The sequence below is a fragment of the Shewanella sp. UCD-KL21 genome (assembly GCF_001957135.1).
Lineage (GTDB): Bacteria > Pseudomonadota > Gammaproteobacteria > Enterobacterales > Shewanellaceae > Shewanella.
Window position 1 is genome coordinate 104307 of record NZ_MPHK01000001.1, and the last position, 16904, is coordinate 121210.

Consider the following 16904-nt stretch of genomic DNA (forward strand, 5'->3'; position numbering starts at 1 on the left):
CGCGATTAATTTATATTTTACTGCTAGTAAAAAATAAAAAGTTGTTTTTCAAAAACGAATAAAGGTAATAATTATAATGGAAAATATAGCGTTTGTTTTTCCAGGTCAAGGCTCGCAATCAGTTGGCATGCTTGCTGATTTAGCAGCTGATTATCCTGTAGTAACCGAGACATTTGCTCAGGCGAGTGCCGTATTAGGTTACGACTTATGGGCATTGGTACAAGATGGACCTGCTGAAACTTTAAATGAAACAGATAAAACTCAGCCTGCATTATTAACCGCAAGTGTGGCTATCTGGCGCGTTATTGAAGCAAGTGGCACGATTAAACCTTCAGTTTTAGCGGGTCATAGCTTAGGTGAATACTCAGCATTAGTCTGTGCTGGCATTATTGCCTTTGAAGATGCGGTAAAATTAGTTGAACTGCGTGGTCAATTGATGCAACAAGCGGTACCTGCAGGTACTGGTGCTATGTATGCCATTATAGGCCTTGATAATGATGCTATTGCTACAGCGTGTGAAGAGTCAGCTAATGGCGCTGTGGTTAGCCCAGTAAACTTCAATAGTCCCGGCCAAGTGGTTATTGCGGGTGAAAAAGAAGCCACAGAAAGAGCCGCTAACGCATGTAAAGCCGCTGGAGCTAAAATGGCTGTTGCTTTACCTGTAAGTGTACCGTCACATTGCGCATTAATGAAACCTGCAGCGGATAAACTGGCACTTGCATTAGAGAGTATCGAATTTAACTCGCCGGTTATTTCTGTGATAAATAACGTTGATGTGGCAAGCCCTGATGATGCTGCAGCAATTAAAGATGCGCTAGTGCGCCAGCTATATTGCCCAGTACGTTGGAGCGAAACCATTGAATTAATGGCAAGTCAGGGGATTACTGATTTGGCTGAAATTGGTCCTGGAAAAGTATTAACTGGGTTATCAAAAAGAATTAATAAGTCACTAAAAGGGCAAGCAATTAATAATGCTGCCACTTTATCAGCTTTAATCCAATAAGGAATATTCATGAGCATTAGCTTTGATTTAACAGGTAAAGTCGCGTTAGTTACAGGCGCAAGTCGTGGTATTGGCCGTGCAATCAGTGAAACTCTGGTTGAAGCAGGCGCTACCGTGATCGGCACTGCAACCAGCGAAAAAGGTGCCGCAGCAATTCAAGATTACCTTGGTGATAACGGCTTTGGTTTAGTATTAAATGTGACTGATAGTGAATCAGTTGCACAATTATTCAGCCAGATCAAAGAAAAGGCTGGTGATGTAGATATCCTAGTTAACAATGCTGGTATCACACGTGATAATTTATTAATGCGCATGAAAGATGATGAGTGGCATGATATTCTTGACACCAATTTGACATCACTGTTTAGATTATCTAAGCCGGTAATGCGGTCTATGATGAAAAAGCGCAGCGGCCGTATTATTAATATTGGCTCTGTGGTTGGAACCATGGGTAATGCAGGTCAAGTAAACTACTCAGCAGCTAAAGCTGGCTTGATTGGATTTACAAAATCTCTTGCAAGAGAGGTTGCATCTCGTCAAATAACCGTTAATGCTGTCGCTCCTGGATTTATCCAAACAGACATGACAGATGAGCTTAATGAAGAACAGCAAAAAGCCTTCATGGCGCAGGTTCCAATGGCTCGACTCGGTCAGGCGCAAGAGATTGCCAATGCGGTATTGTTCCTAGCTTCTGACTCTGCAGCTTACATCACTGGTGAAACTTTGCATGTAAACGGCGGAATGTACATGGTCTAAGGACCATAATTGATAACGACTTTTATTGAATCTCGTTTGATATCAAAGTATGATAATTTTCGTGGTTAGACCACGAAAACTAAGCTTGCAATGTCAGCTGGATCGAATAAACTACTCTCAATCTTACGCAAGTGTGTAATTTGAATAGGAAAGAAAACTAATGAGCAACATCGAAGAACGTGTAAAGAAAATCATCATTGAGCAACTTGGCGTTAAGGAAGAAGACGTTAAATCAGCTGCATCATTCGTAGACGATTTAGGTGCAGATTCTCTGGACACTGTTGAATTGGTTATGGCTCTAGAAGAAGAGTTTGACACTGAGATCCCTGATGAAGAAGCTGAAAAGATCACTACTGTTCAAGCAGCGATCGATTACGTTTCAAAAAATCAGTAATCCATGATTCACTAAAACAGGTGGCATTTATGCCGCCTGTTTTTGTTTGTGGCGTCGAATAATTTTCGACTACACTATCTATAAAAATTAGTTAACCCTTCATTTCTTATCATCAGCTTGATCTTTTTCCTTTGATTGGTGATGGGTTAGCTGAATGTCTCAATTGGCGAATGCCTAATAAAATACAAAGGTGAATGCTGTGTCTAAACGTCGTGTGGTAATTACAGGCTTAGGACTAGTTACTCCAGTGGGTAACGATGTCGAATCTTCTTGGCAATCTTTATTAGCTGGTAAAAGTGGTATTGCACCCATTACCAAATTTGATGCAACTGATTTTGGAACTCGCTTCAGTGGCTCGGTAAAAGACTTTGATGTTGAGCAATATATGTCTCGCAAAGATGCCCGTAAAATGGATTTATTTATCCAATACGGCATGGCTGCAGGTATACAGGCAATGACAGACTCAGGTCTTAATATGGAACAAGAGGATCCTGCACGAGTGGGTACCGCAATTGGTGCTGGCATGGGCGGAATGCCATTGATTGAGCAAAATCATGCGGCATTGCTCAAAGGTGGCCCTCGAAAAGTGTCGCCATTTTTTGTTCCTAGCACCATTATTAATATGATTTCTGGTCATTTATCTATTAAGTATGGCATGACAGGGCCAAACTTTGCAGTGACAACAGCTTGTACAACGGGGGTGCATAATATTGGTTTTGCGGCGCGTACGATTGCCTATGGTGATGCTGATGTTATGGTCGCCGGTGGTGCTGAAGACGTGACTTGCCCGCTAGCAGTTGCCGGTTTTGGCAGCGCCAAAGCCTTGTCAACACGCAATGACGATCCAACCGCTGCAAGCCGCCCATGGGATAAAGACCGTGATGGTTTTGTTATCGGTGATGGCGCAGGTGTGTTGGTGATGGAAGAGTATGAGCATGCCAAGGCGCGTGGCGCTAAAATTTATGCAGAGCTTGTTGGCTTTGGTATGAGTGGCGATGCATTTCATATGACATCACCACCAAGTGATGGCGCGGGCGCTGCTGCAGCAATGGTTAATGCCATCAATGATGCTCAAATTGCCAATGAAGAGGTTGGTTATATCAATGCTCATGGTACTTCGACTCCAGCAGGTGATAAAGCAGAAGCGGCTGCGGTTAAGTCGGTGTTTGGCGACCATGCTTATGATTTACTTGTTAGTTCAACTAAATCAATGACAGGGCACTTATTAGGCGCGGCAGGCTCAGTTGAAGCGATTATTACCATTTTAGCGTTGCGTGACCAAATAGTACCGCCAACCTTGAATTTGGATAATCCAGATGAAGGTTGTGACTTAGATTTTGTACCGCACGTTGCCAAACCCCATAGTTTTGATTATGCATTGTGTAACTCATTTGGCTTTGGTGGCACCAATGGCTCTCTTTTATTCAAAAAGTAACGTGATTAAAATGTAATAAAAAAGGCAGTCACTTTTAAAGTGACTGCCTTTTTATTTAAATTAATTAAAGCTTACAGTTTTATTAGTCGCTGCTGTACCCGCTCAATGTCGTTACTCTTACCCACTAATTGAATATGATCGCCTTCTTCAGTTATCAGCTCCGGAGTAATTAACATATCAAATTTATTTCTGGCAAGGGCTGTAATACATACTGAACTGCCCGTGTTGGCATTCAGCATTTTTTTAATAGCTTTTAGTGACAGACCAACTAAGTGGTTAGGCTTAATCACGTATTCAAATGTCGTTTCAATAATGTTGCTATCATCAATAGCGATTTCAGTACCAATGATATTATCATCATAATAATAAAGTGCGTTATTAGGTCCAGTAATTGTCACAATATCACCAGCTGCAATCATATCAGGCTGTTGTTTATCAAGGTTTTCGCTTGAGGTTATTTCAAAACTCACATCAATTGCTGCCTCATTAAGTTGTAATAAGGTTTTGTCGACGACCGTACTATCGTTATTTACTTCAAATGAGCGAGAAACAATATTTTTAGTGGTATTGATATTTTTTGGCTTAAATGGGTCCATTAACAAGAGTTTACTCTCTGTATATTTAGAGCCTGATAAAAAACCAATGATATAGATAAATATACCCAATAGCAGTACACCAAGTTCTGGCTCTAAATGCAGATGAAGCAGCGTGATGGTGATGCTGCCACCGATAAAACTAGCCAGAATACCAAACACAACTCTGTGCATGCTAATTAAGCCGATCAAAAAACCTATTACTAATGTTAAAACAAAAGTGATGTATGGGTTGGAATGAAATAAATTTTCAATTGTTTCCATAATATGACTACTTTATCTAGGGGCTTCTAAAGCCCACAATGGGCATTACTGTAAACTGTCTACGTAATAGGAGTATTCATCCTTGGTAAAATATAACCAACGTTATTTAATACAGTTTGGTGTTATGCAGTAATAATAAAGTGATGTCAGTTTTATAGATAATCTCATTTGAAGGATGAAACCCTGCAATGAAATCAATATAGAGAGGAAAAGGAAGGTAAGCCTCTAATTAATTGAGGCTTTTATTAAAAATATCGTACAATTACTTCATTCTAACACGATCGACATAGTTAATAATGGCTGATGTGATAGATTTTTTGGCCGTCATTACTTGTTTAGAGTGCGGGTTCCAAAGTGATATAGGTACCTGTAATGCATCTTGTATCTGTTGTACTTCTATGGGTACAAGATTGTTAGCATTGTAATCCATTGAGCGAACTAACAGTGGAAGTATACTCCAACCCAGACCTTCTTGAACCATTTTAATGATGAGGGTAAGTTGATCTACCACTTCGTAATTTGATGAGAAAATAATTTTTTTACTCATATCATCGTCTAGCATGGATTTCAAAACAAACTGACGGCTGGTTTTCATTTCAGCTAACGTTGCTTCAGAGTTACGTGTTACCAGCCCTGAGTCTTGGTTGGTAAAAGCGGCAAATGACATGTTACATAAAAAGGTATGATCGATGCTGTTTAGCACTTTACTTTCGTATACATTCACAATACCAAAATGAATACTGCCGTCTTGAATTCCGACTTTAATATCATTTTTTGTTCTGACTAGGAAGTTAACTCTTATTGATGGACAGTCTAATAGAAGTTGTTTTCTAATCTCAGATATCACTTGTTGCGGTATAAAGCTGCAATATCCAATGGTGATTGACTCAAGCTCACCAAATGCCAAACTCATAGCCACACGGTCAAAGGTTTTAGATTGCTCAATAGCCTGTTTGGCATAGCTATAAAGTAAATCAGCATCTTCAGTCGGTTCTACGGTTCTGCCTATACGTTCAAACAGGGTAATGGCTAATTGATCTTCTAGATTATTAATGACCTGACCAATGGTTGTGCGGTGTTTATCGAGTTTTACGGCTGCTTTACTGAACGCTTTCTGTTCATAAACAGTTACAAAGGCAAGCAGTTGTTCCAAACTAAAGTTCATAGTTATCTCTTAAAAAATATAAATATGCTATGGTAGCCATTTATAGGTGGACCGTTAAAAAATCACAACTTGTCATGCATGGATATAGATAAGTCGTTAATAAAATCACAATTTATCACACATGAAAACAATTGTTTATAGATTTCGTAGGGTTAGATCCATCATACATGATTACAACATTTACTCTGCCGCCATTATTATACATGCATAAATTAGTAAGAAGACATTAAGTTAATGTTTTTTAGAGATTAAATATTATTGAGGTGGAAGGAGTATGAGCATAATGCCCCATGAACTTGTGATTGGTGATGTTTATTTCCCACCATTATTATTGGTTACTGCTATGGCATATATACTGACAGGTTTAGTTACAGCTATTGGCACTAAAATTGGGTTACACAAATATGTTGTAGCACCAGCCATAGTTGAATTGTCTATGGTTATTATTTTTATTGGCCTAATTAGCCAATTTATTTCTATATTTTAAGTAGGTTACGCCAATGTTTAAACGTTATTTTATTACTTTGTTGCTGATGCTGGCGGCAATAGGTGTTTTGTATACACAGTATCAAACGTACACTGAAAATCCTTGGACTAGAGACGGGCAAGTCAGAGCCTATATTATCCAAGTAACCCCAAGGGTGACCGGTCAAATAGTAAAAGTAAATGCGACTGATAATAGCCGTGTGCAAAAAGGCGATGTGCTATTCGAAATTGACCCTAGCCTCTATGAAACTAGTTTAAGTAAAGCGGTTGCAACAGAGAAGCAATCGCAAGCCCTAGTTCGAAAAGCTCAGAATGAATCTAATCGTGCTATTGAATTAGAAAAGCTTACCCCTGGTGCTCAGTCAGTGTTAACCCTTAATAATTTACAAAATGCGGTTGAAACGGCACAAGCGAATTTGTTAATGGCAAAAGCCCAAGTAGAAGAAGCTAAATTAAACCTAGCTTATACTAAAGTTATTGCACCAACAGATGGCTACATCACGAATTTAACCTACCGTGTAGGCTCACAAGTCGTTGCTAACTCGCCAGTTGTTGCTTTGATTGATGAAGACAGCTTTTGGATTGAAGGCTTTTTTAAAGAAACCGATTTAAATGATGTGGCTATTGATAATAAAGCCCAAGTTACATTGATGATGCATAATGAAGTCACTTTAGAAGGTAAAGTGCAAAGTATTGGTTACGGCATTTCGAAAACTGATGGCAGCACAGGCAATTCGTTACTGCCTAATGTAAACCCAAATTTCGAGTGGATCCGCTTAGCACAACGTATTCCGGTAAAGATAAAACTTGATAAGTTACCTGAAGATATTCAGCTGCGGGTTGGCATGACTGCATCGGTAAAAATTCTAAAGCATTAAAATTTGATTAAGTGAGAATGAGTATGCTCAGTTTACCCATAAAAGAAGCGGTAAAAATATCTTTGTGTGTAGGTATTGCCATCGCGTTAGCATTGTTTTTTCAATTGGAAAAACCTTACTGGGCTGCCATTACTGTTATTGTTTTAGCGTCAAATGAAACCTTTGGACACGGATTAAACAAAAGTAGAAACCGCCTTATAGGTACAATTGGAGGTATTTTTTTAGCGCTACTTTTGGTAAGTTTTTTTGCCCAAACCCCGATAGTATTCCTTGGTTGTTTATTATTGCTTCTGGCTGTCAGTGTATGGTTTGCTGATGATTTACGTTATGGCTATGCATTTACTATGGGATTCACTGTCTGCACTATTGTTGCAGTAATGGGAGGCTTTAATGGTGAAGCTTCGTTCGAGATCGCAGTTTTACGTATACAAGAAAATATACTTGGAGTGTTGGTATATTCAATCATTTATCGTTTTGTTTGGCCTTTAAGCACAGAATCATTATTTTTTAGTAGCGTTGACTCGGCGTTAAATTCTGTCTATAAAATTGAAAAGGAAATAAACCAGCTCGCAGTTAACGCCAATGATGAAAATATCGAGGCTTCATTATTCGATGCACAGTTGTTGATTACTAAGTTAAATGATTTGCTCACAATGCCATTGAGTGCCAGTTATAAACTCCAAAATGAAAAAAAGAAATGGATTGTAATTGTAAACGCTTTTTCTCATGTTTTGCAGCACAGTAAAAATATGGTCAAGCAGTTTGAAAGTGATAAATCAAATGGTGATAAACAGCAGCAGTTAAATTATCTATCTCAAGAAATAAAAATGCTTAGTAATGCTATTCATGGTGAAAAGTTAGAGGTTAACATATTAGCAAATTATTGGAGCCATGAAAGCATAAAACTTCAACACTCGAAACCGATAGTAAAAGCAAATAAACTGAAATTGAAAATCAATAGAGTTATAAGGGCGGTCGCTATAGCGTCAACTTGTTATGGCGCATGGATATACTTTGCCTTACCAGGTAGCGTTTTTATCCCGATGTTTGGTTCAATCTTAGCGAATATCACTGTCACTTTGCCATTTGCTATGATAAAGCAGGTTATATTAGCTGCATTTCTGTGGGGAGTGGTGTTTTTATTGCAATATATTTTTATCATGCCTGCATTTACAGAGCTATGGCAGTTGGTTGGGTTTTATATCATTAATATTTTCCTTATTTGGGCACTTTTCCCAAAACCTGCAATGATGTTAGTGCGTTTATTAGGAGGAAACCTATTAATGGTAATGACCATGAGTGCATTACAATTAACCCCTAGTTATGACATCAATACACCTTTGCTACTACTTGTAATATTGATGATTACCGTTACCGTGGCTCGTTTCTATAATCAATTATTTATGCTTAAATCAAATTAATAGCGTTTAAGAAATTGGTGTTCAATCACGGCAAAAGCATGGGTACTCGATTATGACTTAGCTGTGTTACGCCCCGTGATCCTGTAGCAGACTCTGTGTAACGACCTCGTTTATATGTAGTCTGCTATTCGATCTTCAAACTCGATCATAAAGCGATTTAGTGCTGGTTCCCCCTTTCTAATCTGCATCACCCACTTTCTAGCTGCTTGGATAATTGCCAAGTAAACAACTTTTATAGCTGAGTCATCAGCTGGAAAGAGCTTTCAGTTCTTGATAGCTTACCTTATCACCCTGTTTAATGACTCGATTACATTGGTTGTATAGATGGTTTTTCGAATATTTTGTGGATAACCATTATTCGCCAAAACAATGTAAATTAAGCAAGGCTTCTTCAGTAACTGACTGGTAAATCTTTTTTAAGTCGGCCGCTACGGCCTTGAGCCTTTGTACAGCACACACTCCATCGATTATCTCAGCATATGGACGATACAAAGCTGGATTTGCAAGTAATAGCGATAAGGCCCCCTTTAATTTCTAACAGATTGAGCAAATTAGAAATAGCGGTAATATCATTCGACTTTGCCGCTGTTTTAATCAGCCAATAACGACGCCATTGGCGGTCGAAAAAGCGCTGCCCATGTGAATGGCTGACAGTCGTCTTGGCGATGGTACTAACGTCTTAGTCGTTCAGCATCGACCGCGACAACTGTACCTTCACAAGCTGTGATGATGGTGCCAATGGATAGGAATAATACCTTGTAAAGGGGATAAATTATTGTTGCCGTTTGGCGTGGGTCTTTTATATCAGCAAAGTGCTAAGCAAATACATTGACTGTCAAAGTAGAACTGCAAACAGGAATATAAAATTACAACTAAATCAGATCGCCAAATCAGGGGCATATGAGCATATTTGATTGAAATTCGCTCGTATTTTCGCCGTGAATGTTTAATTGAAGATAAATATACTTATTTTTACTGGCATATTTTATTGATGTAGGGTTTCATCCGTCAATTGCGATTAAATACTTTACAAATAAGCACATACAATATTCCCATTGAACGGATAAAAAGAAAGTTAACCAACAAAAATTACTTAACTTGCATTATCTTTTTCCGAAATTTGAATCAGTAAATGATTCGATAGGTTATTTGCCAGAGATTGGCTTTCAAAGGGTAATATAAATGAATCACATGCCAATGTACTCAGTTAATCATGTTTCTATTCCTCGCTTGTTCCAAAAAGCATTACCTATAGCTATGCTGTTAGCGCTTTCAAACGTAAGCTATGCGGAAGAGAGTTTTCGTAAAGAAAAACACAATAAACAACAACTCATTAATTCAGCGGAGCAAAATGTTTTTCAACAATATGGTATTTCCGAAGAAACTTTAAAATTAGGTTTAAGTTCGATTTCATCTAAAGAGCAGCAAGTAGAGCGTGTTAAAAGAACATTAGAAATTGGTGATAAGGTAAAAAAATCAGACGTATTCCTTGTACAAAGTATAGATACCCGCGGCAATATTGATTTAAGAATCAAATATGATCAATCTAATTTAGATGACAGTGAAAACGTCATAGAAACGATAGAGCAAATAACTAAAACTGAATACCGTTTAAGAAGTTACATGGAAAGCTATGATAAATCATCGGTCATAGTTGATGAAATTTCGGATAATGAAGTAGAAATTAGCTTTAATTATTCTAAATATGGTTTACCTCAGGACATTGCTTATTTTCGTTTTATGCGGGTAAAGCTAACCGTTTTAAATGGTGTTGCAACCAAGATGGTCATGACGAATTCAAAGTCTTTCGAATTTGAAGGTTTTCGCGTTCAGCGCTACAGCCAAGAAGTTGAACTGACGACATTGGTTAATGGTCAAACCGTGATAAAAAATAAAATAATTGAAGCGACAGGTAATCAAGGTCAAAAAAAAGCAAGCTATTACGCAACCATCGAGCCTGTGGCATTTTATGATGATGAGTTTGGTGTTTTAGTCTTCGATGAGGAATCATTAAAAATCGTTTCTGATCCGCGTATTCGTGAAGAAAAGGTTGATTTAGACAGATTATTTCCGTTAATGAGCGACCTTGTTCGTCAACAAGGGATAGATGTGCCATTACCCTATGGTTTTTCTGTCGCTTATCGAAACCAAGATATGGATGTAGGCTTTAATAGCTTTGATATTATGGGCGTGAATTTAGACGAATGGTTTGACCCATCTAGCTCAATAGGCACTGTGAATGCTGAAAGTTACACATTTAGAGCGGATGTGAATATATTACCATTTTGGAACGTATACGGCTTTGTTGGTAAAGTTGAAATGGATGCCGTTGTGGATGCGCAATACACTGGTAAGCTTAAAGATGTACTTAAAGATAAATTAGGCGTTATTGGTGGTGGCTTGGCATGTGGTTTATTAGAAAGTCAGGGGGCTGATTTATGTTCGCCAGGCCGCGTACAGGTGCCATTGCATTTAGACTATGATCTTGCGGGAATAGGCACGACGCTATCGGTTGGGTATAAAGAGTTTTTTGCTTCAGTGACGACAACGTATTCGAGTACTAAATTAGATGGGCAAGAGGATTGGGGTGATGGCATTTTAACGGTACAACCAATGTTGGGTTACCAATTTCTTGACTATCGAGCTCAGGTTTTTGTTGGCGCTGAATACCAAGGTCTTCAATCTAGAATGACTGGTAACCTGGGTGACGTTTTAGGAATAGGGCAAGATTTTACCTATGATGTAGATGTTGAAATTAAAGAGTGGGCTTATTTAATTGGTTTTAATAAACAGATTGGTCGTAATTTGAATTTAACAGGGATTTATAATAAAGGTGAAAGTAGAAGTTCATTTACCTTAAACTTTGGTTATCATTTCTGATTTACTAGGTATCAACACACCGGTCATTTTTTAGTTTAGTTTAATTTTATATCGTTAAAACTTGATAAAGCACAACTTTAAAAGTTGTGCTTTTTTATGCCTTTTAAATAGCACTACAGGTCTTTTTTAAGCCATTTAATAACAATTAAGTGCTCTTTCATCAAATATCTTCATTTAGACATTATTTTTACTCATTTCTTTGATTAATTATCGTAAACTGGCATTAATTAGCTGAATTAGGAGTCGTTATGGCCGGATTAGAAAGAGAAATTACCTTAAGGTTTTTAGCCGAACCAGCAGATGTAAACTTTGGTGGCAAAGTGCATGGTGGCGCGGTGATGAAATGGATTGATTTAGCGGCATATGCAGGTGCTGCGGGTTGGAGTGGTAAATATTGCATTACCGTTTATGCTGGCGGTATTCGTTTTGTAAAACCTATTCATGTGGGCAATATTGTTGAAGTGAGTGCTAAAGTTATTTATACCGGCACATCGTCAATGCATCTAGGCATAGCAGTTAAAGCCGGCGATCCTAAAGAGCCTGAACGTCACCTTACGACTCACTGTATTGTGATTATGGTTGCCGTTGATGATGATGGTAAACCAACTTCAGTGCCTGAGTGGAACCCTCAAACTGAAGATGATATTCGTTTAAGGGACTCAGCGTTACGATTAATGGATATGCGTAAAAAAATTGGCTCTGAAATGGAAGCTCATGTAAAACCGGCATTGTAATGTGTTCATGAGTTACTAATTTCAACAGTGTATTTTAGAAGCCAACATTGTTTGAACAAACTAAAAAGACTTTACAGCAAAGAGTAAGCAAAACTACTTTTGTTAAAACATCACAATAATAAACAACAAAGGAATGATATGGCTAAGGTAGCATTTATTGGCTTAGGCGTTATGGGATACCCAATGGCTGGGCATTTGGTTAAACAAGGTCACCAAGTGACAGTATATAACCGCACAACGGCTAAAGCGCAGCAATGGGCAAAAGAACATAATGCAGAATATGCGTTAACACCTACACTTGCCGCGATGGAGCAAGACATTGTATTTACCTGTGTGGGTAATGATGACGATCTTCGTCAGGTGGTATTGGGTGAAGAGGGGGTGATTCATGGTATTAAATCTGGCGCAATATTAGTGGATCATACCACTGCGTCTGCCGATGTGGCTCGTGAACTTGCTGCTATTTTAGCAAAACAAAACGTCGAGTTTCTTGATGCACCAGTATCTGGTGGTCAAGCGGGTGCTGAAAATGGCGTGTTAACGGTGATGATGGGCGGAAAAGAAGTCGTTTTTAACCAAGTAAAACCGGTAATTGAGGCCTATAGTCGCTGCGCAGAATTATTAGGTGAGGTTGGCGCGGGCCAGCTAACCAAAATGGTCAATCAAATCTGTATCGCAGGAGTGGTGCAAGGGCTTGCTGAAGGCTTACACTTTGCTAAAAGTGCTGGTCTTGATGGTTTTAAAGTGGTTGAAGTGATCAGCAAGGGCGCAGCTCAAAGCTGGCAAATGGAAAATCGTTATCAAACCATGTGGCAAGGTGAGTATGACTTTGGCTTTGCCATTGACTGGATGCGTAAAGATTTAGCGATTGCTTTAGAAGAAGGGCGCCGTAATGGAAGCCACTTACCGGTAACTGCCTTGGTGGATCAATTTTATTCTGAAGTACAAACCATGAAAGGTAACCGCTGGGATACGTCAAGTTTGTTAGCGCGATTAGAAAAAAACCGTTAGACGCTCTTAATGGTGATGCTTTATTCGCCATTGCATAATTTTGTCGTTTAAGTTGTCAATTTAGTCTGTTGGTAACATAAAAGCTCACTGACAGTTACTATTGCCAGTGAGCTTTTTATTATCGTATCAGCCCTTGGTATTTTCAGAAAATTCAATGCTTAACTATCACTCGTTGTAATAATGTTCATTGGTACTCAAGGTGATTGATTAGCTTATAAGCATTTGTTGCTCATAAAATAGCGCTTAAGTTAATACGTCATTAATTTGTATTAAATTATGCTATCGAAAATATAAATTCGATTTAATTTAAATGCCGCATTTTGCTCAATAAAATCGTAATAAATGCTAGTAAATTCAGCTTAGCTAACGTAAAATTCCAGCTTTTGTTTTACCCCCATGCTTTAGGCATAAAGTTGACTTTGTGCCTAGACTACTATGTCGCCTGATAATCAGGCGCCCAATAGCATTTGATATGCAAAAATGCAGTGGATGAGAAAATGCAGCAGTTAACAGAGATCGTAGAACAAGCCTTAGAAGTAATAGGTAAGGCCAGTGATCTAAAGACACTGGATGATATCCGTGTCGACTACCTTGGTAAGAAAGGTAAGATCACTGACATGATGAAAATGATGGGTAGCTTAAGTCCAGCAGAGAAACCTGCCTTTGGACAAGCAGTCAACCAAGCTAAGCAAGCGGTACAGAAGCAACTTTCTGAGCGTATTGAAGGCTTAAAGGCTGCTGAATTAGAAGCGCAACTTATCGCAGATAAAATCGATGTAACCTTACCAGGTCGTACGCTTGAAATGGGCGGTTTACACCCAGTAACACGTACGATTGAACGTATTGAAACTTTCTTTGGCGAGCTTGGTTTTACCACTAAGCATGGTCCTGAAATCGAAGATGACTTTCATAACTTCGATGCATTGAATATTTCTGAGCATCATCCAGCTCGCGCTGATCATGACACCTTTTATTTCAACCCAAAGGTGATGTTGCGTACGCAAACTTCAGGGGTACAAATTCGTACCATGGAGCATGAAAAGCCACCTTTACGTATCATTTCTCCAGGTCGTGTTTATCGTAACGATTACGACCAAACCCACACGCCAATGTTCCACCAAGTGGAAGGGTTATTGGTTGATGAAAAAGTTAATTTTGCAGAGCTGAAAGGCATTTTGCATGATTTCTTACGTAACTTTTTCGAAGAAGATTTAGAAGTGCGATTCCGTCCATCTTACTTCCCATTTACTGAGCCTTCAGCTGAAGTTGATGTTATGGGTAAAAACGGTAAGTGGCTTGAAGTATTAGGTTGCGGCATGGTGCACCCTAATGTACTTCGCAGTGTCGGTATCGACCCAGAAAAATACTCTGGTTTTGCTTTTGGTATGGGTGTTGAGCGTTTAACTATGCTGCGCTACGGCGTTAACGACCTACGTGCCTTCTTTGAAAACGATTTACGTTTTCTTAAGCAATTCAAATAACGGAGCAATATAAAGATGAAATTCAGTGAATCTTGGCTTCGGGAATGGGTTAACCCATCAGTAAGTCGTGAAGAATTATCACACCAAATCACAATGGCCGGTCTTGAAGTAGACGGTATTGACCCTGTCGCAGCCGAATTTAGCGGTGTGGTTGTAGGTGAAGTGGTTGAGTGTGGTCAGCATCCAGATGCTGACAAACTACGTGTAACTAAAATTAATGTTGGCGGCGATGAGTTAATTGATATCGTCTGCGGCGCACCAAACTGCCGTTTAGGCTTAAAAGTTGCGGTTGCAATGGTGGGTGCGGTTTTACCTGGCGATTTTAAAATTAAGAAAGCCAAACTACGCGGCCAGCCATCATTTGGTATGTTGTGTTCATACGGTGAAATCGGTATTGATATCGAAAGTGACGGTATTATTGAATTACCTGCAGATGCGCCAATTGGCAAAGATATTCGTGAATACCTTGAATTAAACGACGCCATCATCGATGTTGATTTAACGGCTAACCGTGCAGACTGTTTAGGCATGGCTGGTTTAGCGCGTGAAGTTGGTGTGTTAAACCGCCAAGCGGTTGTTGAGCCAACGTGGGATGCGGTTACTGCAACTATCGATGATAAAGTTGAAATTAACGTTATAGCAGCAGATGCTTGTCCGCGTTATTTAGGCCGTGTGGTTAAGGGTGTAAACCTAGCGGCAGCAACGCCATTATGGATGCAAGAGAAGTTACGTCGTAGCGGTATTCGCTCAATCGATCCTATTGTTGATATTACTAACTACGTATTGATTGAATACGGTCAGCCAATGCATGCTTTTGACTTAGCAGCCTTAAATGGTGCTATTCAAGTGCGTTTAAGCGATGGCGTTGAAAAGCTTACATTACTTGACGGTAACGAAATAACAGTACCAAGTGACACCTTAGTGATTGCTGACGATAAAGCAGCCGTTGCCTTAGCGGGTGTATTTGGCGGTGAAGCGTCAGGCGTAACTGAAAAGACCCAAGATATTTTATTAGAGTGTGCATTCTTTTCGCCTTTAGCCATTATGGGTAAATCGCGCCGCTTAGGCTTACACACAGATGCGTCACACCGTTTTGAACGTGGTGTTGACCCTGAGCTTCAACATAAAGTGATGGACCGAGCTACGCGCTTAGTACTGGATATTTGTGGTGGTGAAGCTGGTCCTGTTGCTGAAGCTGTGTCTGAAGCGCATTTACCAAAGCCGGCACAAATCACTTTGCGTCGCAGCAAGTTAGATAAGATCTTAGGTCATCATATTCCTGATACTGATGTAACAGAAATTCTTGAGCGTTTAGGCTTTACTGTTGAGGTAACTGCTGAAGCTTGGAATGTGACTACGGCCACTTACCGTTTTGATATGGCCATTGAAGAAGATTTAATTGAAGAAGTTGCCCGTATTTATGGATATAACAATATCCCAAATATTGCACCTGTTGCTTCATTAAGTATGTCAGATCACAAAGAAGCGAATATTCCATTAAGCAAAGTGCGCAGTGTATTAGTGGCTCGCGGTTTCCAAGAAGCGGTAACCTATAGCTTTGTTGATCCTAAGTTACAAAACATTGTTCATCCAGGTGAGCCTGCAATGATTTTACCGAATCCTATTTCGGTTGAAATGTCTGCGATGCGTTTATCTATGTTCACCGGTTTGTTAACTTCTGTTGGTTATAACCAAAGCCGTCAACAAGGTCGTGTACGTTTATTTGAAACCGGTTTACGCTTTGTTCCTGATGCCAAAGCAGATTCTGGTGTTAGACAAGAAGCGATGATTGGTGCAGTCATTTCTGGTGTTCAAAATGATGAACATTGGTCTATGGAATCTAAAACTGTCGACTTCTTTGATTTAAAAGGCGATTTAGAATCAATTATCGGCTTGACAGTTTCGACTTCTGAATTTACTTTTAGAAGTGCAACACATTCAGCTCTTCATCCAGGGCAATGTGCTGAAATATTGAGAAATAATCGAGTCATTGGTGTCATTGGTGCTATCCATCCTAGTTTGGAGAAGCCTTTTGGCCTTAATGGCAAAACAATTGTTTTTGAGTTAGAACTGGACGCTTTACTGCAAGCCAGTTTGCCGCTAGCCCAGGCTGTATCTAAGTTTCCTGCTAATCGACGTGATATTGCAGTTGTTGTAGATGAAGAAGTTTCTGCAACTAATGTTATGGATTTGATAAGAAAAGTTGGCGAAAATCAGTTGGTTGGCTTAAACTTGTTCGATGTATACCGGGGTAAAGGTGTTGACGCTGGCAAAAAGAGCCTTGCAATCGCACTTACATTACAAGACATTACTCGTACACTTGAAGAAAAAGACATCACTGAAACTGTTGATTCAGTTGTCTCGGCACTTAAGAGCGAGTTCAACGCATTGTTGAGGGATTAA

The 16904-nt window shown here is 39.3% G+C and carries 14 protein-coding genes and 1 pseudogene; 12 read left to right on the forward strand and 3 right to left on the reverse strand.

Annotated elements, in window-relative coordinates; all coding sequences use genetic code 11:
- Positions 1–76 precede the first annotated feature (76 nt).
- From fabD to fabF, 4 genes are all read left to right on the forward strand, one after another.
- Positions 77–1003, forward strand: a complete 927-nt coding sequence (fabD, locus tag BM739_RS00455; protein ID WP_076536210.1) for an ACP S-malonyltransferase — start codon at positions 77–79, stop codon at positions 1001–1003.
- 9 nt (positions 1004–1012) lie between these two features.
- Positions 1013–1759, forward strand: coding sequence for a 3-oxoacyl-ACP reductase FabG (gene fabG, locus BM739_RS00460; RefSeq protein WP_076536212.1), 747 nt, complete (start codon positions 1013–1015; stop codon positions 1757–1759).
- Positions 1760–1919: 160 nt separating this feature from the next.
- Complete coding sequence (gene acpP / locus BM739_RS00465) at positions 1920–2153, forward strand: acyl carrier protein (protein ID WP_011496723.1); 234 nt, start codon at positions 1920–1922, stop codon at positions 2151–2153.
- A gap of 199 nt (positions 2154–2352) precedes the next feature.
- Complete coding sequence (gene fabF / locus BM739_RS00470) at positions 2353–3588, forward strand: beta-ketoacyl-ACP synthase II (RefSeq protein WP_076536214.1); 1236 nt, start codon at positions 2353–2355, stop codon at positions 3586–3588.
- 71 nt (positions 3589–3659) lie between these two features.
- On the opposite strand, the gene BM739_RS00475 is transcribed toward fabF, so the two are convergent.
- Positions 3660–4355 carry a TrkA C-terminal domain-containing protein gene (locus BM739_RS00475; protein ID WP_175609473.1) on the reverse strand — a complete coding sequence of 232 codons (696 nt, stop codon included), beginning with the start codon at positions 4353–4355 and terminating at the stop codon, positions 3660–3662.
- A 352-nt stretch (positions 4356–4707) separates the two neighbouring features.
- Positions 4708–5610, reverse strand: coding sequence for a LysR family transcriptional regulator (locus tag BM739_RS00480; RefSeq protein WP_076536218.1), 903 nt, complete (start codon positions 5608–5610; stop codon positions 4708–4710).
- A gap of 283 nt (positions 5611–5893) precedes the next feature.
- On the opposite strand from BM739_RS00480, the gene BM739_RS00485 reads away from it, so the two are divergent.
- Genes BM739_RS00485 through BM739_RS00495 form a run of 3 tightly spaced genes read left to right on the forward strand, consistent with a single transcriptional unit; the run spans position 5894 to position 8395 of the window.
- Complete coding sequence (locus BM739_RS00485; RefSeq protein ID WP_217697815.1) at positions 5894–6097, forward strand: DUF1656 domain-containing protein; 204 nt, start codon at positions 5894–5896, stop codon at positions 6095–6097.
- Between the two features lie 13 nt (positions 6098–6110).
- Complete coding sequence (locus BM739_RS00490; RefSeq protein ID WP_076536222.1) at positions 6111–6974, forward strand: HlyD family secretion protein; 864 nt, start codon at positions 6111–6113, stop codon at positions 6972–6974.
- Between the two features lie 23 nt (positions 6975–6997).
- Positions 6998–8395 (forward strand): FUSC family protein, encoded by a 1398-nt coding sequence (locus tag BM739_RS00495; protein ID WP_076536224.1) that lies wholly within the window; start codon positions 6998–7000, stop codon positions 8393–8395.
- A 110-nt stretch (positions 8396–8505) separates the two neighbouring features.
- Here BM739_RS00495 and BM739_RS20400 read toward each other — a convergent pair.
- Positions 8506–8833: pseudogene (locus tag BM739_RS20400) on the reverse strand (transposase); the annotation flags it as partial.
- 744 nt (positions 8834–9577) lie between these two features.
- On the opposite strand from BM739_RS20400, the gene BM739_RS00500 reads away from it, so the two are divergent.
- The 5 genes from BM739_RS00500 (at position 9578) to pheT (ending at position 16904) form a co-directional block, all read left to right on the forward strand.
- Positions 9578–11275: a hypothetical protein gene (locus BM739_RS00500; RefSeq protein WP_217697816.1), complete on the forward strand. Its 1698-nt coding sequence runs from the start codon at positions 9578–9580 to the stop codon at positions 11273–11275.
- A 248-nt stretch (positions 11276–11523) separates the two neighbouring features.
- Positions 11524–12009 carry an acyl-CoA thioesterase gene (locus BM739_RS00505; protein WP_076536226.1) on the forward strand — a complete coding sequence of 162 codons (486 nt, stop codon included), beginning with the start codon at positions 11524–11526 and terminating at the stop codon, positions 12007–12009.
- Between the two features lie 99 nt (positions 12010–12108).
- Complete coding sequence (locus BM739_RS00510; RefSeq protein WP_303046079.1) at positions 12109–13020, forward strand: NAD(P)-dependent oxidoreductase; 912 nt, start codon at positions 12109–12111, stop codon at positions 13018–13020.
- Positions 13021–13517: 497 nt separating this feature from the next.
- Complete coding sequence (gene pheS / locus BM739_RS00515) at positions 13518–14501, forward strand: phenylalanine--tRNA ligase subunit alpha (protein ID WP_076536230.1); 984 nt, start codon at positions 13518–13520, stop codon at positions 14499–14501.
- A gap of 15 nt (positions 14502–14516) precedes the next feature.
- Entirely contained in the window at positions 14517–16904 is a 2388-nt protein-coding gene (gene pheT / locus BM739_RS00520) for a phenylalanine--tRNA ligase subunit beta (RefSeq protein WP_076536232.1), read from the forward strand.